Raw genomic sequence first — 22649 nt, forward strand, 5'->3', positions numbered from 1 at the left:
TTTCATTTCCGCCAAAAAGTTGAACAGTCTGCCTTATCCATAATGTTAAACTCGATCATTTTCTCTAGTAATGCAAAATCAACCGGACCATCCCACCGGATACGTACCAACTGCTTTGTATGATCATAGCCAGCCTCTACAATTTCATTGGAAAAATGATTAATCCCTGCCGTTTCAGGGGCTACTGCCAGATGATGTTTAGCTACGCTAAAGCCGATAATATATGTGCCATGATTGGTGAACATAGGCTGATTCCACGCAATCTTCGGGGTTAAATTTGGGAATGTCCCACTTACCCAAGCCAAAACCTCTTCCGTTCGCACCCTATGCTCTGGGTTAGCGATATTGTCCAAATACTCAGAAAAAACGTCCATATCCTTCTCTCCTTTCTAAAAAAATCTTATACGCCCTGCCGCATCGGTCAGTAAGAATCACCAAAGTCCGCAGGCTTTTTATAGATTTTAAGTTGCTCTTGCAGATGCAAGAGTGGTCACTTTACTATCACTGGCAACTATCCTTTAGACAATCATATCCAACGGTCCGGCACGGTGCAACCTTATTTCAACCCGATCCCCAGAGTCCCCATCTCGATCTAAAAAGCCCGCCAATTCGAATTGGCGGGCTTTTCATCAGGAAACCGTGATCGCTGCGGTTTTTGTTTCTGCAAACACGTGAAGCAAAGGAACCTCTTCTTTAACCGTCTTGAACTTAAGAACCTTTTGGACAACATCACTTTTCTCCTCGATGATGGTCATCCCTTCCAGGGTCACGTTAAAACTGCCCAAATTGGATTTCAGCTCTCCTTCAATCGCCTTACCCGGCGGCAGGTTCAGCTGGACCTTTCCAGTAATTGACTTCGCATGTATGGAATCGCAATCCATTCCTGAATTATGACAAACGATTTCGCCATTGAATGTTTGGACATCCAATTTCTTGAAGTATCCATCAGCTTTAATCGCGCCGTTTAAAGTCTCCGCTTCCAGGTCAGTAAAGTTCGTATCTGATATGGTGATCGTCCCGTTACCGGTTTCCAGTACACACGAATCACCATTACCTTGCAGGATATGAATCGCTCCATTCGCGGTTTTGGCTTTAAGGTTCTCTGATTTCAAGGACTCAGTCGTGATGGCACCATTGAACATTCTTACCTGTATGTCCTCATACTCCTTCCTGGGGATATACATCATCGTATCGACCTTCACCGCTTTTTCGCTGACCTTGAATGTGATCTTTCCATGCTTAATCGAAAATTCCACTTCATCCAGGAAACTTTTTCTCGCAGCTTCGATATCTTCCACCCGGTATACCTTTGCCTGACATTCAACCCGGACATCCTGCTGATCCCAAGTCGCGATTTTTATTCTTCCATTTGCTATATCGACATCCACTTCGTTCAGGAAATCATAATCATGCTGAAAAATATGGCTGACTTCCACTGATTTGCCGAAGTTGAAATCAAGGTCGGTATCTTTTATTTTCTTAAAAGCACTCTCAACGAAATCAAGAATCTTATCTTTCGATGACTGGATATTCTTCTTAAACGTATCCTGAGTGCTTCCTTCACTTTTCTTTTCCACGACTACAGTCGATAATTCATTTTGCAGTACCTGCCCTTTTGCTTCACTTTCCTGACTGGCTTTCTCCAATTCTTCCAATAGGCCCATGGCTTCGTCCGCGGATAGCTTTCCATCCTGAATCATTTCTAGAATCTTCTTTCTTTCCTCCTGCATGAACATTCCTCACTTTCTTCTATCATTTTATTCATACATACGCCTAGATATCTAAAAAGTTTCATAAATCCTGTTTTTACCATCATTCGACAAAGTGAACTGACATTCTCCGAAACGGAAAATATGATATTCCCCCGGAAATATTCTGCTTTCCCAGCATTTAATCAAATGATTGATTAAATGCTAACTTTCATTTTTCTACAAAATAACAGGCAGCCTGCAGGAAAACGCGAAGATCATGGCGACGTTGACCTTGGGCCGATTCTTCCCAAAACCAAAAGGGAGCAAGCCTAATGGCTCGCTCCCTTTCATGCATGTTCATGCTCTTGTTCTTTTGCTTCGATCAAGTTTTCCATGCGGATTTGGTCACGCGTCAATACTGGCTTTAAATATTTGCCCGTGTATGATTCGGAAACCTCACATATTTTCTCAGGTGTACCATAGGTGACAATCGTTCCGCCCTTGTCCCCGCCTTCCGGTCCCAGGTCAATGATATGGTCCGCCGTTTTGATGACATCAAGGTTATGCTCAATCACTAAAACGGTATCGCCGTTGTCAACCAGGCGCTGCAGCACCTCAAGCAGCCTTGCAATGTCATGGACATGGAGCCCGGTAGTCGGTTCATCCAGGATATAGAAGGAGCGTCCGGTCGAACGGCGATGCAATTCAGAAGCAAGCTTCACCCTTTGTGCTTCACCGCCTGATAATGTCGTGGCTGGCTGTCCAAGCTTAATATAACCCAAGCCCACATCAAATATCGTTTGGAGCTTCCGTTTGATTTTCGGGATATTTTCAAAGAAGCTGACGCCTTCCTCCACTGTCATATCAAGGATATCTGAAATGTTTTTCCCTTTATATTTCACTTCAAGCGTTTCCCGGTTATACCGTTTTCCATGGCAGACTTCACATGGAACATAGACATCCGGAAGGAAATGCATTTCGATCTTGATGATGCCATCGCCGCGGCAGGCTTCACAGCGGCCGCCCTTCACATTGAAACTGAAACGGCCTTTTTTATAACCGCGGATTTTCGCTTCGTTCGTTGTCGCAAAAACATCACGAACATCATCAAATACGCCTGTATACGTGGCTGGATTTGAACGCGGGGTCCTTCCAATCGGGGACTGGTCGATATCAATGACCTTATCCAAATGCTCAATCCCCTTGATTTCACGAAAGTCCCCTGGTCTGGCTTTTGCACGATTCAGCTTTTGGGCCAATGACTTATGAAGGATCTCATTCACTAATGTACTCTTACCCGAACCCGAAACTCCAGTCACGGCGGTAAAGACGCCAAGCGGGAACTTCACATTCACATTCTTCAGGTTATTTTCCTTGGCACCTTTTATTTCAATGACACGGCCGTCGTTTTTACGGCGCTCCAATGGCAAGGGGATGAATTTCTTCCCTGCCAAATATTGACCCGTCAACGAGTCAGGATTGTTCATGACTTCCTCCGGAGTGCCGGCGGCCACGATTTCCCCTCCATGGGCCCCTGCCCCAGGTCCGACATCAATCAAATAATCGGCAGCAAGCATCGTATCTTCATCGTGCTCGACAACGATCAAGGTGTTTCCGATTTCACGCATATTTTTCAACGTTTCGATCAAGCGGTCGTTATCCCGCTGATGAAGTCCGATAGAAGGCTCATCCAGAATGTACAGCACTCCCGTCAACCGGGAACCAATCTGCGTTGCCAATCTGATACGCTGCGCTTCACCGCCTGATAATGTCCCGGCAGCCCTGCTCAACGTCAAATATTCCAAACCAACATTAGCCAAAAAACCGAGCCGCTCGCGAATTTCCCGTAAAATCAGCCTGGCGATCGCGGCCTCTTTTTCCGTCAAATCAAGCTCATCGAAAAATATCAAGGCATCTTCAACCGATAAAGCGGTCGTTTCACTTATATGGACCCCTTGGATGAGCACGGCCAGGCTTTCCTTTTTCAAACGATGGCCCTTACAGGTTGGACAGTGGTGCTCTGACATGTATTTTTGCATTTGCTCACGGATATAATCCGAGCTCGTCTCCTTGAAACGCCTCTCGATGTTTCTTAAGATGCCCTCAAAGGTAATATACCCTTCTTGCACTCTTCCAAAATCATTCTTATAGCGGAAATAAATCTTGTCTTTGCCTGAGCCATTTAAAATCTTATCCATATTATCCTCAGGCAATTCTTTAACGGGCACATCCATATCGATTCCATAATGGTTGGCTACCGCCTCAAGCAGCTGAGGATAATATTGTGAGCTTGTCGGTTCCCATGGGGCAATGGCATGTTGGTGCAAGGTTAAATCCTTATCCGGGATGACCAGGTCCCGGTCCACTTCAAGCCTTGCTCCTAAACCATCACAATCAGGGCAGGCGCCAAACGGGCTATTGAAGGAGAACATCCTTGGTTCCAATTCCTCAATCGAAAACCCGCAATATGGGCAAGCATGATTCTCACTGAACAGCAGTTCTTCCTCACCCATGACGTCAATGATGACCTTGCCTTCACCAAGCTTCAACGCACTTTCCAATGAATCGGCAAGCCTGGCCCTAACGCCCTCTTTAATGACGATCCGGTCGATGATCACTTCGATCGAATGCTTTTTATTTTTTTCCAGTACGATTTCATCACTTAAATCATGCATTTCCCCATTCACACGAATGCGGACATATCCTTGTTTCTTGACTTCCTCCAAGACCTTCGCATGTGTCCCTTTCCTGCCAGAGACTATCGGGGCCAATACTTGAAGCTTGGTGCGCTCAGGATAATCAAGGATGCGGTCCACCATTTGCTCAATCGTTTGGGAGCTGATTTCTATATTGTGGATCGGACAGGTAGGCCTGCCGACACGTGCATATAACAGCCTTAAATAATCATAGATTTCCGTAACGGTCCCTACGGTTGATCGGGGATTGCGACTGGTCGTTTTCTGGTCTATGGAAATGGCAGGTGATAACCCTTCAATCGCATCGACATCCGGTTTATCCACCTGACCTAAAAATTGACGCGCATAAGCGGACAATGATTCCACATAACGTCTTTGCCCTTCTGCATAAATCGTATCAAAGGCCAAGGAAGACTTTCCAGATCCAGATAATCCAGTAAGGACGACAAGTTTGTCCCTCGGTATCGTGATATCAATATTCTTTAAATTGTTGGCCCTTGCGCCTTTGATCACAATCTTATCCATTGCCATGTTTCGTCACCCTTCCGCTTTTAACTCTAGTAATAAATCACGCAGCTCGGCAGCACGCTCGAAGTCCAGCGCCTTTGCTGCTTCCTTCATTTCTTTTTCCATGCTTTCCATCACTTTCAGGCGCTCTTTTTTAGGGAGCTTCGCAAAGCTTGGCGCAAGATCTTCTTTGTACTCTTCCCCTTCTTCCGCCACATGTGTAGCCCTGATGGAGTCACGGATATCCTTTTGAATGGTTTGCGGCAGGATTCCGTGCACTTCATTATATTGCTCCTGAATTTCGCGGCGCCGCTTCGTTTCATTGATGGCAAGCTCCATCGAATTCGTGATGCGGTCCGCGTACATGATGACATGCCCGTTGGCATTACGTGCAGCACGGCCCATCGTTTGGATGAGCGACCGCTCCGAGCGAAGGAATCCTTCTTTATCGGCATCGAGGATGGTCACTAACGACACTTCCGGTATATCCAATCCTTCCCGCAAGAGGTTGATTCCGACGAGTACATCATATTTGCCCATTCGCAGCTCGCGGATGATTTCTATTCTTTCTAAGGTTTTCACTTCCGAATGAAGGTATTGAACCTTGATGCCGATTTCCTTCAAATAATCCGTCAAGTCTTCGGACATCTTTTTCGTTAAAGTGGTGATCAGGACACGTTCATTCTTTTTGACACGTTCCTGGATTTCTCCGATCATGTCATCTATCTGCCCTTCAATTGGACGAACCTCGATGGTTGGGTCAAGCAAACCGGTAGGACGGATGATTTGCTCGACCATTTCAGGTGTATGCTCGAGCTCATATGGTCCCGGTGTCGCGGAAACGAATATCGATTGATGGACCTTTTTCTCGAATTCCTCAAATCTCAGCGGCCGGTTATCCTTCGCGGACGGGAGGCGGAAGCCATGATCGACAAGCACCTGCTTCCGTGCCTGGTCCCCATTGAACATGCCCCTGATTTGTGAAAGGGTCACGTGGGACTCATCAACGACCAACAGGAAGTCCTCTGGAAAATAATCGATTAACGTATATGGCGTCGCACCTGCCGGACGGAGCGTCAAATGGCGGGAATAGTTCTCGATCCCTGAACAAAAGCCCATTTCCCGCATCATTTCCAGATCATAACGGGTCCGTTGCTCCAAGCGCTGGGCTTCAAGGAGTTTTTCATCTTCCCTTAATTCCTTCAAGCGTTCTTCCAATTCCAGCTCGATATTCTGTATCGCGACTTTCATTTTCTCTTCGCGGGTTACGAAGTGGGAAGCAGGAAAAATGGCAATATGTTCGCGCTCACCGGTAATTTCACCGGTCAGTGCATCGACTTCCCGGATCCGGTCAATCTCATCTCCGAAAAACTCGACTCGTACGCAATGTTCATCGCGGGAGGCCGGGAAAATTTCGACCACGTCGCCGCGTACGCGGAAGGTCCCGCGCTGGAAAGCTATGTCATTCCGTTCATATTGAATGTCCACGAGCCTGTGCAGCAGGGCATTCCGGTCCATTTCCATGCCTGTTCTGAGAGAAACCACCATCTCCCGGTATTCTTCCGGGGAGCCGAGCCCATAAATGCAGGATACACTGGCAATGATGATGACATCTTTCCTTTCGAACAAAGACGAAGTGGCCGAGTGGCGAAGTTTATCGATCTCATCATTGATGCTTGCATCTTTTTCGATGAAAGTATCGGTGGATGGGACATAGGCTTCTGGCTGATAGTAATCATAATAGCTTACGAAGTACTCAACGGCATTGTTGGGAAAAAACTCTTTGAACTCACTGTAAAGCTGCCCTGCCAACGTTTTATTGTGGGCAATGACAAGCGTCGGTTTATTGATTTGCTGAATGACATTGGAAACGGTGAACGTTTTCCCTGTTCCCGTCGCCCCCAATAATGTCTGCATGTCCTTTCCTTCTTTGATGCCATTGACAAGCAATTCAATTGCTGCAGGTTGATCTCCTTGAGGAGAGTATTTTGAGACTAACTCAAACTTATCCTTCACCAAGCATAGCCTCCTATTGAAATATTTTTATATGAAAAACGGGATATGTTCCTATCCCTTCTATTTATTCCGGTTTAAGAAAGTATATATACACATTCTACCACAACAAGCTCAAAACAAACCAGCAATAAGCGAACACGCATTCTATTTTTAAGTTAATATCCTTTGTCGCTTCATATGTGAAGACAAGCCGAGTACAAAAAAAGCACCTCTGGTGTCAGGCGCTCTTGGATGTTCGTTTCATCATTCGTTTCGATAGCCAGAATCCAACTGTCAGGGATAATGCATCAACGATGATCAATAAGTTCGTATGTGTATAACCTTTATATGCAGATGCTGTTATCAAGGCAACCGTCAACACAAGACCGACGACATTGTTGTAGGTGACCCTTGAAAAAAGCATGACAAGTAGACAAGGAAGGAAAAGGGCAGAAAGAATTTTAATCATTTTTTCATCTCCTTTGTAAGAGAAAAATAGAGTAATTTCAGTTTAAATGATTATGAAGTTTTTTGCCAATCTATTTCCTGCTTGATTTCCGATGACCGGTAAAAGAACATTTGAACCACTTTAAAATTATCTCCATAACGAAAAGGAAGCAAACCCCCAAAAAAGGAAGTTCGCTTCTTTCACGATCAATATGGATCCGCTTCATGTCCTTCTCTGGCAGCGTCCCCTGGGTCATCCGTCCCTCCCATCGGTTTGGAGGATTCCGTATGTTCGGAAGCGGAATCCAGTCCCGCTTCAAGTCTGCGGCCATAATTTTCATCGGCCTCTTTTGCGAGGGAGATCATTTTTTCTTGGATGCGCCGGTCTGCCGGTGCCAAAGCCGATACCAAATTGGCGATCAATTCGTCCCTTTCCCAATCTTCGAATTCACGGTACGTTTCACCAGCCTGTTTCGTATTGCTTTGGCGATCGATTGTCTCACGAACCAATTTCCCTTCTACGAAAGGGGTATACTCCTTACCCGTTTGCTCAGCTTCTTTCAAGCCTCCTACGGTTGATGGTTCATAGTTTATGTGGGGGCTTTGGTTGCCTCTGCCCACTTCATATTGCATTTGTCCGCCAGTCTGATTCGTGGCCGTTGGCTTCTTTGGAGCATTGATCGGCAATTGCAGGTAATTCGCCCCCACACGGTGGCGTTGTGTATCGGAGTATGAGAAGGTACGCCCCTGAAGCATCTTGTCATCCGAAAAGTCAAGGCCATCCACCAAGACGCCCGTACCGAATGCAGCCTGTTCGACTTCAGTGAAATAGTCCTGCGGATTTCTATCCAATACCATCGTGCCGACATGCAGCCATGGGAATTCATCCTTTGGCCAAATCTTTGTATCATCGAGCGGATCGAAGTCCAACTCAGGGTGATCATCATCACTCATGATCTGTACATTCAGATCCCATTCGGGAAACTCCCCCCGTTCGATTGCTTCATATAGATCCTGTGTGGCATGATTGAAATTCGTTGCTTGAATTTCATTGGCTTCCTTCTGGGTCAAATTCTTGATGCCCTGCTTCGGCTCCCAGTGATATTTGACGAGTACGGCTTTCCCTTCTTCATTCACCCATTTGTACGTATTGACGCCTGAACCTTGCATCATGCGATAATTGGCTGGAATGCCCCAAGGGGAAAATAAAAACGTGACCATATGAAAGGTTTCCGGAGAACTCGAGCAAAAATCGAAAATCCTACGCCCATCTTGAATGTTCGTGACCGGATCCGGTTTGAAGGCATGGATCAAATCCGGGAATTTCATCGCATCACGGATAAAAAAGATTTTCAGATTATTCCCGACAAGATCCCAGTTCCCATCTTCCGTATAAAATTTCACGGCAAACCCCCTCGGATCACGTAACGTTTCCGGGGATGTCCCGCCATGGATAACAGATGAAAACCTTACGAATACCGGTGTTTTTTTGCCTTCCACCTGAAACACCTTCGCCCTCGTATATTTTGATATCGGCTCGTCCCCTGCTTTACCAGTCGGAACAAAATAGCCATGGGCACCTGCACCGCGGGCATGCACGACCCGTTCAGGAATTCTCTCCCTATCGAAATGGCTGATCTTTTCCAGGAAATCGTAGTTTTCCAGTGTACTTGGCCCCCTGTTCCCCACCGTTCGAAGGCTCTGGTTATTCGTTACAGGGTGGCCTTGCCTGTTCGTCAATGTTTCTTTGGAATCGTCATTTGTTTTTTTGGATTTATTAGACAAAAAAATCCCTCCTTTGTTAATATAAACCATAATATCTCTTTACTTTCCCCTATTCCCTTCATTTAACTCTAGAAACTTTCATTTAATTTTAAGGGCATCACAAGGAAAGCCCCCGCACCTTGATTCACAGGGATTTCCCTTGTTTTCAAAATACAGGAAAAGATTTCGGTTGACACCCTCTTCATTACCTCTTATAATTACATTAAGTTCAAATATCTCAAATTAAAGATAAATAATTTCAAGATTAATTTTTAGGAGGAATAATCATGACAAACACGAATTGGACGATCGACCCGACACACAGTACGATTGAATTTTCCGTAAAACATATGATGATCGCTAAAGTTAAAGGCAGCTTCAATAAATTCAGCGCAAACATTTCAGCGGACCCAACTGATCTGACTACTGCAGAAATCGATTTCACCGTAGATGTAGCCAGCATTGACACCCGTAATGCAGACAGAGATAATCACCTGCGGTCTGCTGACTTCTTCCATGTAGAAAATAATCCAACATTAACATTCAAGTCAACGAAAATCGTGAAAACGGATGACGACGAATACGATGTAACTGGAAATGTAACCCTTAATGGAATGACTAAAGAAGAAACCTTTGCGATCACCTTTGAAGGCCAAGGAAAAGATCCGTGGGGAAATGAAAAAGCAGGATTTAGCGGAAAAGGAAAAGTTAAACGCAGTGATTATGGTTTAACTTATAACGCAGCATTGGAAACGGGCGGCGTCCTTATTGGCGATCAGATCACTCTTACCCTCGACATCGAGGCAGCTAAAGAAGCTTAATGAATTGTACCCTGAAGAGCAGACACTTAAATAAGTGGCTGCCCTTCAGGGTCTTTTTTTGTACACTGAATGTACTGCAGGAATAAGTATAGAGGCCAGCGGGATAAAAAAAAGATGATCCCGTTCCATACAGGGATCATCTTTTTTTCATGTCCTTTACATAGTGTACAGTTTAGTTGATCGGCTGCTTCTTTTTTTACGCATTTCTCGTTCGATAAAGTAAATATATGAAATATGGGGCCCCTATGCTTGCCGTAAAGACACCGGCTGGTATTTCCAGCGGGGAGAACAAGGTGCGTCCAATCAAATCCGCTATCATGACAAGGATGCCGCCAAGCAAGGCCGATGCGGGCAACAGTACGCCAAAGCTCGATCCTACCAGCCTTCTTGCCATGTGGGGTGCCATTAATCCGACAAAGCCTATTCCTCCAGCAAAAGCCGTGGCACCGCCAATCAAGGCCGTACTGATCATCAATAATATGAACCGCTGTTTTTGAACATGCCCGCCAAGACCCGTCGCCAGGTCATCACCAAGCTCCTGTAAATTTATATTCCTCGCATACAGAAAGGCAATCAGCAGAAACAGAAACGTCCATGGCGCCAGTATGGCGATATTATTCCATGTAGAGTTGGAAACGGATCCCGTAATCCAGAGGTTTGCCTGGCTAGCTTGATAGACCGGGCCTAGAATCATCATCATCGTCGTGAGCGCCTTCATTAAAGCCATTATCCCGATTCCGATCAACACAAGCCTTATCGGGGGAACGCCATTTTTCCAGGCTAAAGCATACACGAGCAATGCTACGATTGTGGCGCCGATGAAGGCAGCTAACGGCAGCCAATTGATGCTCACCGTCAAAGAATGATTCTTATCGCTAAAAACAGCCATGAAGCCAACGACAGCCACTGTCGCCCCTCCCGTGATTCCCAGGATATCGGGTGAGGCAAGCGGATTTCGGATCATCCCCTGAAGAATCCCTCCCGCTACTGCAAGACCCATCCCTACCAAAAGGGCAACGATGATTCTCGGCAGTCGAAAGGATTGGATGATCAGGCGATCACCATCCGTTCCCCCTCCGAATAAGACCTGCAGGACATTCCATGGATGGATATTCATTTCACCCAATCCAGTGCTGAGTACAAATACTGAGGAAGTGACCAAAAATAATATGAAAACAATGATCATCGCTTTTTTATCCATTAAGAATGATATTTTTTCATTAAATAAACGAAAGCTCTTATATGACTTCATCGGCTGCCGAACCCCTTTCTAGCTATGTAAATAAAGAATGGGGTGCCAATGATCGCCGTCATGACTCCGACGGGAACTTCCCTGGGCATCAGGATATACCTGGAGAGGATATCGGCTGCAAGTAAAAGCACCGCCCCGAGTAGTCCGGAAAATGGAATCAGCCAGCGATGATCGGTTCCTACTATATAACGGGTAAGATGAGGGACGACAATTCCTATGAACCCTATCGGTCCCGCCACCGCAACGGATCCACCGGCGAGCAGGATGATTGCCAGCCCCAGGACCGATTTTAGAATAACGACATTCAATCCGAGACCTTTTGCCACATCTTCACCCATGGATAACACATTCATTTTTCCGGAAACGATCAAGGCCAGTCCCCATCCAACGATAAGGTAAGGAAGGACCGCAACTAAATTATCAAGACTCCGGCCGGAAACCGATCCGGCAAGCCAGAACAAAACTTGATCCAATAGTGCCTCATTGGAAACCAGGAGACCTTGCGTCAGTGAAGCTACCATCGCGGACATCGCTGCTCCAGCCAAAGTCAGCTTCATCGGTGTCAAACCGCCCCGTCCCATGCTTCCTATCATATATATACTTGTTGCCGCGATTGCGGCCCCGATGAAAGATAACCAGGTGAATATTTGGAGATTGCTTACCCCAAAAATGGTGATGCCCGTGACTACCGCCAAGCCCGCGCCGGCGTTGACTCCGAATATATCCGGTGAAGCGAGAGGGTTTTTAGTCAATGTTTGCATCAGCACCCCTGAAATAGCCAAACTTGCACCTATCGCCGAAGCGATCAAGGCACGCGGAAGTCTGACAGATTGGATCACGATATGTTCGTTCGACCCATCGAAATGGGTGAAAGCATCAATGGCCATGTGCCATGTAGTATTCGTATAACCGTATACAATGCTTGAGCACAGTAAAAAAAGCAGCAAAAGTATGGTAATGAATAGCCCCATCCATTTCTGCCATGTATTTTTCAATAACATATCCAGTTACCTATCCAATCATGTTTATTTACTAGTTTACTTAATTGTACTGGCGTCATCGGAATCATGTCAACGATTTTGATAATCATTTTCAATTATATATTGACAGAAAAGTATATTCATTTTATGATGAGGCTGTTAAGTGCGAATGATTATCATTTGCTTATTATTGGGAGGGATACATAAATGTTCAGGATCAAGTCATTATTCACAATTTTTACAATATTCGCAGTCTTCCTGCTTGCAGCATGCGGAAACTCGGGAGATAAGAAGTCAGGAACTGACACTGCTGATAAAAAAGAGGATACAAGCTATACAATCGAGCACGCAATGGGTTCGACTGATTTGAAAAAAGCGCCAAAAAGAGTAGTCGTTTTGACGAATGAAGGTACTGAGGCATTACTCGCTTTAGGAATCAAACCTGTTGGTGCCGTACAATCTTGGCTTGGCGACCCTTGGTATGACCATATTAAAGCTGATATGGATGGGGTCGAAGTAGTCGGTGTTGAACATGAAGTGAACTTAGAGAAAATCGCATCACTTAAACCAGACTTGATCATCGGCAGCAAGATCCGCCAAGAAGCGATTTATGATAAATTAAGTGCAATCGCCCCGACCGTCTTTTCGGAAACGCTTAGAGGAGATTGGAAAGAAAACTTTAAGCTTTACGCAAAAGCCGTCAACCTTGAAGATAAAGGAAATGACGTCATTGCACAATTCGATAAACACGTTGAAGATCTTAAAGCTAAATTGGGTGACAAGGTAAATCAAGAAGTTTCCATCGTCCGTTTCATGGCTGGAACTACACGCATTTATTATACGGATTCATTCTCTGGAGTGATTTTCGACCAATTAGGCTTCAAACGTGCTGAACAACAGAAGGAACTGTTCACTGCTGATAATAAACTTGGCAACCTTGCGATAGAGGTAGGCAAAGAAGTCATTCCTAAAATGGACGGAGATATCCTCTTCTACTTCACTTACGCTCCTGAAGGAGACAAACAAGCTCTTAGCACTGCAAAAGAGTGGACAAACGATCCGCTTTGGAAAAACCTTGATGCAGTCAAAAAAGGTAATGCCCACGAAGTAAGTGATGCAACATGGAATACAGCGGGTGGAGTCATTGCCGCTAATAAAATGTTGGACGATCTAGAAAAAATCATGCTAGAAAAGTAAGGATTACGATCCAGCAAAACTAGCTAAAAAAGCACCCTATAGAATAGACATTTTGAAAAGTCTATCCTGTAGGGTGCTTTTGTTTTCCGATTACCCACGGTTTTGCAGGATCGGACTTTATCCGTTCCATTGCTCTTCACTCCATATGATCAGATTCTGCTTGCTCCCAGTTTTGGAGGTTTATACTTAGACCGCTTCTTTCCACTACAGGCGCTCGCTTACCCAAAGGCGGTCCGAAAACTTCCTCGGCGCTTTCGTCTCTGGGGTCTCACGTATACGCGCATTTCCTAAGCGACAGTCTCTCACCCTTCGTTGGAACCTAAAAAAAATGCCGCCTGCAAAATACAGACAGCATCTCCTTCAAGTTGTTAAACTTTATTTTCAAAGAGTCCATCCTGTCCTATTTTACCTGTGGACGGTCAGGTTTGCCGGGTTTGCCGTTAACCCGCTTGTCCTCTTTCCTTCAGTTGATCGTCAACGAACAGGATGCCCAATTCATAATGCTCGCCATCAAATAACGCTCTTTGCACGAATCGAATCTGTTCATTATTATCGATGACCTCGAGCTTGCAATGGGCTCTGTTGATTTGGAGCGCCCTGTATAGCTCTTCTTCTTCCCTGACGATGACCCCGTTGATTTTCGAAATGATCTCGCCTTTGACTAGTCCCATTTTATCAGCAGGGGACTGAGGGATGACGCCTAAGATCTGGACACCGAGCTTGCTTTTTGAAAAATAAAAAGGAAGCCTTTCATCCATCGCCTTCTGGGAGTAGTGCAGGAATTCACGTCCAACCATTGCCAATACGGCCGTTATGACCGCCAGCACCGGGTACCAGTAGCCAATGATGGCCATGCCTGTAATCACCATTCCTAAAGCTCCGACCTTTTTCCCATGTGCCCTGATTGCCTGCTCTGGAAGCGTTCCGTGAACTTTCTGCTTGAAACCGATTAAAAATGGCAGCACAATTGGCGATATCGCCATATCCCCGATCGAAAAAACCGGATACCATTCGAAGGGCGCCGGAAGATGTCCTCCCGGTATCATGACGAACATCGGGATTAGCCAGATCCTTTGTGAAACGTAAACACCTATCGGCTGCCCCCTCTTTGACACCTGCAGCTGAGGGGAGACCTTTTTGCTGCCGTTGCCAACCATTAAAAATCCTTCAGCAATTAGCAAAAGCCCTATCAAGATAACAAGTGTCGGATAGATGGACCGATCGAGCTGATTCATGGCATCCTGCAATATCGGCAGCTTGATGTTCCTATCATATAAAAAGAAAAGGATGAAGAAGGTGATTCCCACTGTATATACGGGTGAGATTACCCTCCTGTTCATGGTCAGTACAGCCAAAATCGTTACACCGGCCATGATGAACATCGCTGCCAATGGAATGGTCATTCCTGATGCAAGCGTTAAGCATGAAAGAATCAACCCCCATATCAATCCATGAGGCAACAACGACCGCATTTCCATGGAAATCCTGTAGACCTTCGTATTAAAATCATGGCGTTCCCGTTTAACGCGAAGATAGCCGATGAATAAACAATAGGCAATCGAAATATAAAGCAAAGGATGAAGGAATAGCTTTCCTAATCCCATCATGCATGCAGTCAGCCAATCCGTTGTCAATTTCTTTCCACCATCCTCAATGGGTAATTAAATAGTTGTGCAATTCGTTCTTGTCAGTTACCTCCTATTCTATCAAAAATGTAACCTCCATGCCTATCAAGATGCAGAAAAATTAGCTTTATCGCAAGTTTGTTCCGCATTCTTTTCATGATGCGGAAATAGCTGGCACCAAACAAAGAAAAGGCACCGCTTCAGGGGCGGCACCTCCTTTTATCATTTCACGAGATAGTTCAAAGCCGTTCTTAACTGAATATCATTGTCTTCATCTTGGATTTTTTCCAGAATCGCACTTTCCAAATGGGCTGCGGTTTTCGCATCCAGCTTTCCTGTCACTTTCAGGTCATACTGCTTTTGAAAGGCTTTTACGGCAATTTCCGTATTCCAATCATAATAGCCGTCTTCGCGTCCCGTTTCAAACCCAAGTCCCTTCAGAATGCTTTGGGCATATTGGATTTGTTCATCGTTCATGTCGCGCTCGAACACCCCTTCGACCGCAAGCTGATGGGCATTAAAGTATTCCGGCTGCTTCACCTTGATCGTCGGTTCGATCCCTTTTTTATGGATCCAGTTCCCTGAAGGTGTCAGCCACTTATACAGTGTAAGTTTAATCTTGCTGCCATCCCCCATCGGTACAGCCTGCTGCACGGTCCCTTTCCCGAAGGTCTTCTCCCCGATCAATGGGTAGCCTCCCGCCTCCTGCATCGCTCCAGCTAGGATTTCCGAGGCAGAGGCGCTCCCTTTATCCGTCAAGACTGCAATGGGATAATCTTTCGCTTTCTTGAGGGTTGTAAAAAACGATTGCCTTTCGCCCGTTCGTTCGGCTATTTGCAAAAACGGTTTTTCTTTTGTAATGAACTCTCCAAGAATCGTTTCCACACTTGAAAGAAGGCCGCCTGGATTGCCGCGTACATCTATGACCAAGCCTTTAATCCCTTTCTTTTCTAACTGCTTCATCTGCTTTTTGAAATCTGCCGCCGTATTTTCCGAGAAAGTGGTTAACTCGATGTAGCCAATCTGTTCCCCGCCCACTTCTTTAACGGATGAAAAAACGGTATCCAGCGGTATTTCAGCACGCACCATATTGAACTCAAGGGGATTGGAAACCCCCGCTCGCTTTACTTCCATTTTGACGGGTGAGCCCTTTTCGCCCCGAATTTTCAGGCGTGTTTCATACAGATCCAAGCCCTCGACACTCTCTCCATTCACCTTAAGGATTTGGTCTTTCGGCTTCAAGCCCGCCTTTTCGGCTGGCGAATCCTTGTAAGGAGAAACGATGATGACCTTGCCATCTTCCATGCCGATTTCAGTCCCTATCCCTTCGAAAGAGGAATCCAGGGTTTCATTGAATTGCTTGGCGGTCTCCTTGTCCATATAAACGGAATAAGGATCTTTCAAAGATGATAGCATGCCCTGGATCGCCCCTTCCACCAAACGGGAGCCATCCACCTGCTCGACATACTCACTGACGATCAAGCCATAAGCTTGCTCCACTTTTGCCCATTCCTTATCCTTGGATACGGCTGGGCTTTCAGGGTTTGTTTCCTGTTTATCCGGGAGGTTTGTCCAATATATGCCCCCCACTGCTCCAATGGCTAGTGATATGATGATGGCTAGCGGAAGAACCCATTTTTTGACCATATTTATCCCCATTTCTGACCTGATATGTATTCCACTATATGTGGCGCCAGGCAAGAATATTCCCTGAGGGTAATGGTGAATGAACATAAAAAAACAGACCAGGAATTTATCCTGGTCTGTTTTACTGCAATAATATGGGGTATTAATTAGGTATATAGTTTAATGGATTGACAGCATTCGATTTGCTATAATTCCATGCACCTTTATGCAGCTCGAAGTGCAAATGCTGTCCAAATGAATGGCCTGTGTTCCCCATGATGCCCACTTGTTGGCCTTTGGCAACCACAGCGCCCTCACTTACTTGTCTAGAGCGTAAATGTGCATAAACCGTAGTCCATTGCTGCCCACCGATTGAATGGGTAACGAAGACGACGTTTCCGTATGTACTGGAGTGGTAAGAACGGCTTACGACCCCGTCGGCTGCCGCTACAACCGGAACCGTTCCACTAGCAGCAATATCAATGCCGGCATGCTGTTTATTCCAGCGTTCACCCATTGTCGAAGATACATATCCTGCACTCGGTCTTGTGAATGTACCCGATGATACCGCAGGGACTTCACTTACATGGGACGAAGGAGCTGGCGCTGAACTGCTTTTTGCGCTAGGTGCCGGAGAAGATTGTTGCTTGGATTCCGACGCTTGTGATGCTGCTTTTGCAGCTGCTTGTGCCGCTTCCTGCTCTGCACGTTTTTTTGCTTCGGCTGCCGCTTTTTTACGGGCGGCTTCCAATTCCGCAAGACGTTGATGTTCTAGGCTGATGGCTGATTTGATGGCTTTTTCCTGAGCGGAAAGGTTCGCCTTTTCTTCCTCTAAGCCCATCTTCTCGTCTTCATGCTTTTTAGTTTGTTCCTTCAGTTGCTTGACTAAAGCGTCCTTTTCCTGCTTTTGCTGTTTTTGCTGCTTTTGGATTTCCAATAGTTCAGCTTTTGCCACTTCCAAACTAGCAAGCTTCGTTTCAACAGCATTTTGTTTTTCTTCAAGATCTTTTTTATCAAGTTCATGCTGCTTCAGAATATCCCGGTCGGCCTCAGCGATCGTTGCTACAGCTCCGACACGGTCCACTAAATCTCCAAAACTTGATGATCCGAATAGCACTTCAAGGTAGTTGACATCCCCGCCGGTTTCCTGGAAAGAAAGTGCCCTCTCCTTCAATACTTCATTACGTTTGGCGATCCGTTCCTTCAACACTTTAATCTCTTTTTTCAATGCTTCGATTTCGTCTTTCGTTTGTGTAATTTCAGCATTTTTAGCATCGATTTTTTTGGTGGATTCTGCAATTTTCGCTTCGATTGCATCGATTTGTTCTTCTGCAGTCATTTGCTTATCCTGAAGGTTATCGATTTTCTTCTCCGTGTCTGAAATGTTCGATTCAACACCTGAACGTTTTTCCTGAATCGATTCTTTCTGCTTTTCCAGATCCGATATGGACTCAGCATGAACGGATGGTACTGCCAGAAGGCTTCCTAAACCAATCATGATGGAAGCATTCATGGCAATGATATTTTTTTTCAACGTTTCATATCCCCTTTCAATCCCGTCACATCAATTGCCTTGCAACGTCTCTCTATCTATACCAAGCTTCTTTTTTAATAAAAGGAGCAACTTTTATACTTTCAAGAATTTCCTGACGGACATCAAGCTGCCCCATATCCCGATGACGGCACCTATCACGATGAGGATTGCCGATACTTGATAAATAAATGGGTTTGCAGGAAGAAGCTCTACGAACTTGAACGTAATCTGCGGTGCTGCATATTTATAAAGATTGTAATAGAGTACGGAAATCAGGCCTATCGGCACGATTGCGCCGAGTATTCCCAGCCAAAGCCCCTCGAGGAAGAATGGCCAGCGAATGAATGTGTTCGTTGCCCCTACCAATCTCATGATCTCGATTTCTTTTCTTCTAGCTACAATTGTGATTTTGATCGTATTTGAAATCAGGAACATTGCAGTGAATAGTAAACCTACAATGAGGACGATCCCTATGTTTCTCGCAATATTCACGAAGCTGAATAGCTTCTCGACGTATCCTTGGCCATATTTGACGCTTTGGATATAATCAAAGCCTTCGATCTTTTTTGCCACCTTGATGACATCTTGCGGAGATTTCGTTTTGATGATATAAACGTCCCTTAACGGGTTGTCCTGTTCAAATGGTTTAAAAGCTTCGCCATTATCACCTAGATCATCTATCAAATTCGTAAGCTCTTCATCTTTTGGGGAGAAAATGACTGATTCAATGCCATCCATCTCCGTAATTTTTTTTCCGATTGCTTTTATATCGTTTTGATTCGCTGCATTATCTATATGTGCGCGAACTTCGACATCCTTCTCCACATTTCCCGCGATATGATTCAAATTCATCATGAGTACTAAAAAGACGCCTACCAATGTTAGAGTTACCGTTACTGCACTTACTGAAGCGAACGTCATCCATCCATTACGGCCAATATTTTTAAAACTTTCACGGAAGTGACGGAGCAATGTTCTAAATTTCATATCCGTAATCACCTCGATGTTCATCGCGAACGATTTTTCCACTTTCAATGGCAATGACACGTCGTTTGATATTGTTGACGATGTCCCTATTATGGGTGGCCATTACTAGTGTCGTTCCGCGTTTATTAATTTCTTCAAATATGTTCATGATTTCCCACGATGTTTCAGGATCAAGGTTCCCTGTAGGCTCATCCGCGATGACCACCTTGGGATCATTGACGATCGACCTGGCAATCGCTACCCTTTGCTGTTCCCCACCAGATAATTCCGAAGGCAGCATTCTTGCTTTATGCTTGATGCCAACCAGATCAAGGACTTCCATGACTCTCTTTTTGATCTCTTCCGGTTCCTTTTCGATGACTTCCATGGCAAATGCCACATTTTCATATGCTGTGAATGTTTGAAGGAGTTTAAAATCCTGGAAAACCATACCGATATTGCGGCGGAATAGAGGAACTTTCGAATTGCGGATACTTGGCAGGCTAAGTCCATTGACCAAGATATTACCACTAGTCGGCTTTTCTTCCCTGTACATCATCTTGATGAAGGTCGATTTACCGGCACCGCTGGGTCCTACCACATATACGAATTCGCCTGGCTTGATTTTTACGTTGATCCCATTAATGGCAATGACGCCATTTGGGTATGTCTTTTTCACATCTATCATTTCTATCATTTTAAAACCACCTAATTTGCTTGAATTATCTTTATGTAATTACAGCTTTTTCGACAATTTCCACTGAATTCTGACAGGAATCGCTCTTACTTGAGCACAGACACATTATAACATCAAATTTTGTCAAATTAAGCATTAATAATATTACAGTTTCATTTCAGTCGGTCATATATCAACATCTACGTAATATTTCCAGTAATTGTTTGTTTGATAAGGAATTAAATGTGAGGGGTACCGGGGATTTATAAGGGGAATGCTTAATGAAACGTCCTGCTGGTGCAGAACGTTTCGGCGATCACTTACTTATGTTTTGCAAGCCATTCGGCGACCAGGCTGGCTTCTTTTCCCTGGATGATACCCTTTGGCATTGCACCTTGCCCATTTGCAATGACCTTTTCGATATCAGCCTTCGTCAGCTTCGAGCCGACTTTCGTCAAATTCGGTCCAACGCCGCCTTCGAGATTCACCGCATGGCAGCTCGAGCATTTGTTTTCATAAATCTTGGCGGCATCACCGGCACCTGCCGTTGTCGTTTCACCACGATCAGTATCTGCCGGCTGTTTATCGGACGCATCATCGTTCCCGCCACATGCAGCCAATACCAAAGAAGTGCCCAAAACTAAAGCTGCCCATTTCATTTTCATTGAATTTACCCCCTCTTCCTATTACCAATACAAGAACATTATACCAATGTCATTCCAGTTTAAAACCCTCCCCCAGCACTTCCGATGCGTCCGTGACGATTACAAACGCTTTAGGGTCAACGAGTTTCACCAATTGTTTCAATTTGGTGAATTCGGACTGGTCTATTACACACATCATGATTGGACGGGTGTCGTCCGTATACCCGCCATAACCGGATATACCGGTTACCCCGCGATCCAGCTCATGTATGATAGCGTCCCTTACATCACGTTCATTATTTGTGATGATCAGGGCCATCTTGGATCGATTCAGCCCTACTTGGACAAGATCGATCGTTTTACTTGTCACATACAATGCAATCAAGGCATAAAGCCCTTTTTCAATATCAAAAACGATCGCGGCACTTAATACGATGATGCCATCGATAATGGCAACACAGATCCCCAGTGACATATGGGTGTACTTGTGAAAAATCTGCGCAGCTAAGTCGGTGCCTCCTGTCGAGCCTTTCCCACGAAAGACAATGCCTAGTCCAAGACCGACCATCAACCCGCCGCAAATGGACCCAAGCAGGGCATCATTCGTCCACGCATCCCAATCTTTTGTCAGAAATACCACTAAAGGCAAAAACAATGTCCCAATCAAGCTTTTGGCTCCGAAATGCCTTCCCAGGATGATAAGTCCCGCAATGAATAAAGGAATATTGAACCCCCACAGCACATAGGCTGGCTCCCAGCCGAGAGTGGACCGGAGGATCGTACTGATCCCGCTGACCCCACCCGATGCAACTTGATTGGGCAGCAGGAAAACATTAAAACCGATGGCAATTATGGCCGAACCCACGATTACCAATCCATATTCGATTAACTTTTGCAGCAAAGGGGGCTTCGGCTCCCTGTATCTTTTTCTCATTCTTTATTATCTCCTCAAACCATCATTCATCATTATGTAGTATTGGCGGATCATAGCATGACATCCCCTTTCATATGCTGTAAAAATTATCCAGGCATCTTGTAAGGCATGCATGATTTCATACAAAAAGCCGGACCATAGAACGGGTCCGGCCATCTTATCTTATAGTTTTGAACGCAAGTACGCATCGATGAACATATCAATATCCCCATCCATGACCGCGCCCAAGTTCCCGGTCTCCGCACTCGTACGGTGATCCTTGACCATGGAATACGGATGGAAAACATAAGAACGAATTTGGCTTCCCCAGCCAATTTCCTTTTGTTCACCGCGAATTTCATCCAGATCGGCTTGTTGCTGTTCAATTTCACGTTGATAAAGTTTGGCTTTCAGCATATTCATCGCTTGAGCCTTGTTTTTGATTTGCGATCTTTCGTTTTGGCACGTTACTACCGTATTGGTAGGTAAATGGGTGATACGGACAGCCGAATCAGTCGTATTGATATGCTGACCGCCGGCACCGCTTGCCCTGTACGTATCGACCTTCAAATCTTCGGTACGTATCTCGATATTGATCGTCTCATCGAATTCCGGCATGACTTCACAAGAAACGAATGAAGTATGGCGTCGCCCCGATGAATCAAAAGGAGAAATACGGACAAGACGGTGAACGCCTTTTTCCGCTTTCAAATATCCGTATGCGTTATGGCCTTTGAAAAGCAGTGTGACACTTTTGATACCCGCTTCATCACCTGGAAGGTAATCAAGGGTTTCAACTTTAAAGCCTCTTTTTTCACCCCATCTAGTATACATCCGCAGCAGCATCGAACCCCAATCCTGGGATTCCGTTCCGCCTGCGCCTGGATGAAGTTCCAGGATGGCGTTTTTCGAGTCATATTCTTCGCTTAGTAACAGTTGCAATTCAAAATCATTCATCTTTTGTGAAAGTGTCGTGATTTCTTCTTCAAGCTCTGCCAACAGTTCAGCATCATTCTCTTCTTTCACTAGTTCATACGTCAGATCCAGGTTTTCATATGATTCGTTCAAATCAGCGAGCTGGGTGACTTGCTCTTTCAGTGCATTCGTTTCATTGATGACAGTCTGGGCTTTTTGTTGATCATTCCAAAAATCAGGGTGTGTCATCTCATTTTCAAGCTGAGCGATTCGTGCCTCTTTTTCATCTAAGTCAAAGAGACCCCCTAAAGTCCGTTAATCGTTGCGCTGTCCGTTCAAGTTCATTTCTAATTTCTCCTAGTTCCATTTCCATTCACCTCATTAAGTATGTTGAAAAAAT

The 22649-nt window shown here is 45.1% G+C and carries 18 protein-coding genes; 2 read left to right on the plus strand and 16 right to left on the minus strand.

The features are described 5' to 3' along the window. Positions 1–2 precede the first annotated feature (2 nt). The 6 genes from AS888_RS05505 to AS888_RS05530 all read right to left on the minus strand — a co-directional run bounded on the left by AS888_RS05505 (position 3) and on the right by AS888_RS05530 (position 9121). A complete protein-coding gene (locus AS888_RS05505; protein WP_061141179.1) occupies positions 3–374 on the minus strand; it encodes an iron chaperone in 372 nt (123 codons plus the stop codon). 255 nt (positions 375–629) lie between these two features. Continuing rightward, the gene (locus AS888_RS05510; RefSeq protein WP_061141796.1) at positions 630–1730 is read right to left on the minus strand and encodes a DUF4097 family beta strand repeat-containing protein; all 1101 of its coding nucleotides are present in this window, start codon (positions 1728–1730) and stop codon (positions 630–632) included. A gap of 308 nt (positions 1731–2038) precedes the next feature. After that, positions 2039–4918 carry an excinuclease ABC subunit UvrA gene (gene uvrA / locus AS888_RS05515; RefSeq protein WP_061141180.1) on the minus strand — a complete coding sequence of 960 codons (2880 nt, stop codon included), beginning with the start codon at positions 4916–4918 and terminating at the stop codon, positions 2039–2041. A 6-nt stretch (positions 4919–4924) separates the two neighbouring features. Next, positions 4925–6910 carry an excinuclease ABC subunit UvrB gene (uvrB, locus tag AS888_RS05520; protein ID WP_061141797.1) on the minus strand — a complete coding sequence of 662 codons (1986 nt, stop codon included), beginning with the start codon at positions 6908–6910 and terminating at the stop codon, positions 4925–4927. A 217-nt stretch (positions 6911–7127) separates the two neighbouring features. Next, positions 7128–7358 carry a CsbA family protein gene (locus AS888_RS05525; RefSeq protein WP_034309928.1) on the minus strand — a complete coding sequence of 77 codons (231 nt, stop codon included), beginning with the start codon at positions 7356–7358 and terminating at the stop codon, positions 7128–7130. Positions 7359–7543: 185 nt separating this feature from the next. Continuing rightward, positions 7544–9121 carry a catalase gene (locus tag AS888_RS05530; protein WP_260320124.1) on the minus strand — a complete coding sequence of 526 codons (1578 nt, stop codon included), beginning with the start codon at positions 9119–9121 and terminating at the stop codon, positions 7544–7546. Positions 9122–9387: 266 nt separating this feature from the next. On the opposite strand from AS888_RS05530, the gene AS888_RS05535 reads away from it, so the two are divergent. Continuing rightward, on the plus strand, positions 9388–9921 hold the full coding sequence (locus tag AS888_RS05535; RefSeq protein ID WP_061141182.1) for a YceI family protein: 534 nt from the start codon (positions 9388–9390) through the stop codon (positions 9919–9921). Positions 9922–10117: 196 nt separating this feature from the next. Here the strand turns inward: AS888_RS05535 and AS888_RS05540 are convergent, their stop codons facing one another. Both AS888_RS05540 and AS888_RS05545 read right to left on the minus strand, forming a co-directional pair. Beyond that, positions 10118–11173, minus strand: coding sequence for a FecCD family ABC transporter permease (locus AS888_RS05540; protein WP_061141183.1), 1056 nt, complete (start codon positions 11171–11173; stop codon positions 10118–10120). Further along, positions 11170–12174, minus strand: a complete 1005-nt coding sequence (locus AS888_RS05545; protein ID WP_061141184.1) for a FecCD family ABC transporter permease — start codon at positions 12172–12174, stop codon at positions 11170–11172. Before AS888_RS05545 ends, AS888_RS05540 begins: the two co-directional genes overlap by 4 nt. Before the next feature lie 186 nt (positions 12175–12360). Between AS888_RS05545 and AS888_RS05550 the strand changes: the two genes are divergently transcribed. Further along, positions 12361–13350 (plus strand): ABC transporter substrate-binding protein, encoded by a 990-nt coding sequence (locus AS888_RS05550; protein WP_061141185.1) that lies wholly within the window; start codon positions 12361–12363, stop codon positions 13348–13350. A 440-nt stretch (positions 13351–13790) separates the two neighbouring features. On the opposite strand, the gene AS888_RS05555 is transcribed toward AS888_RS05550, so the two are convergent. The 8 genes from AS888_RS05555 to prfB form a co-directional block, all read right to left on the minus strand. After that, positions 13791–14984, minus strand: coding sequence for a PDZ domain-containing protein (locus tag AS888_RS05555; RefSeq protein WP_061141186.1), 1194 nt, complete (start codon positions 14982–14984; stop codon positions 13791–13793). Between the two features lie 213 nt (positions 14985–15197). After that, positions 15198–16622, minus strand: coding sequence for a S41 family peptidase (locus tag AS888_RS05560; RefSeq protein ID WP_061141187.1), 1425 nt, complete (start codon positions 16620–16622; stop codon positions 15198–15200). Between the two features lie 142 nt (positions 16623–16764). Beyond that, positions 16765–18135: a murein hydrolase activator EnvC family protein gene (locus AS888_RS05565; protein WP_061141188.1), complete on the minus strand. Its 1371-nt coding sequence runs from the start codon at positions 18133–18135 to the stop codon at positions 16765–16767. A 93-nt stretch (positions 18136–18228) separates the two neighbouring features. Then, positions 18229–19122, minus strand: coding sequence for a permease-like cell division protein FtsX (gene ftsX / locus AS888_RS05570; RefSeq protein WP_061141189.1), 894 nt, complete (start codon positions 19120–19122; stop codon positions 18229–18231). Then, positions 19112–19798, minus strand: coding sequence for a cell division ATP-binding protein FtsE (ftsE, locus tag AS888_RS05575; protein ID WP_061141190.1), 687 nt, complete (start codon positions 19796–19798; stop codon positions 19112–19114). Before ftsE ends, ftsX begins: the two co-directional genes overlap by 11 nt. Positions 19799–20097: 299 nt before the next feature. After that, positions 20098–20442 (minus strand): cytochrome c551, encoded by a 345-nt coding sequence (gene cccB / locus AS888_RS05580; RefSeq protein WP_061141191.1) that lies wholly within the window; start codon positions 20440–20442, stop codon positions 20098–20100. Between the two features lie 49 nt (positions 20443–20491). Then, positions 20492–21355: a YitT family protein gene (locus tag AS888_RS05585; RefSeq protein WP_061141192.1), complete on the minus strand. Its 864-nt coding sequence runs from the start codon at positions 21353–21355 to the stop codon at positions 20492–20494. Positions 21356–21517: 162 nt separating this feature from the next. Further along, positions 21518–22616 (minus strand): peptide chain release factor 2 gene (gene prfB / locus AS888_RS05590; protein WP_232732425.1). Its coding sequence is split into 2 segments (ribosomal slippage): positions 21518–22552 and positions 22554–22616, totalling 1098 coding nucleotides; the frame shifts between segments, so codons are not numbered across the junction. Between the last annotated feature and the right edge of the window lie 33 nt (positions 22617–22649).

This window comes from Peribacillus simplex (genome assembly GCF_001542915.1).
Taxonomy (GTDB): Bacteria; Bacillota; Bacilli; order Bacillales; family DSM-1321; genus Peribacillus; species Peribacillus simplex_B.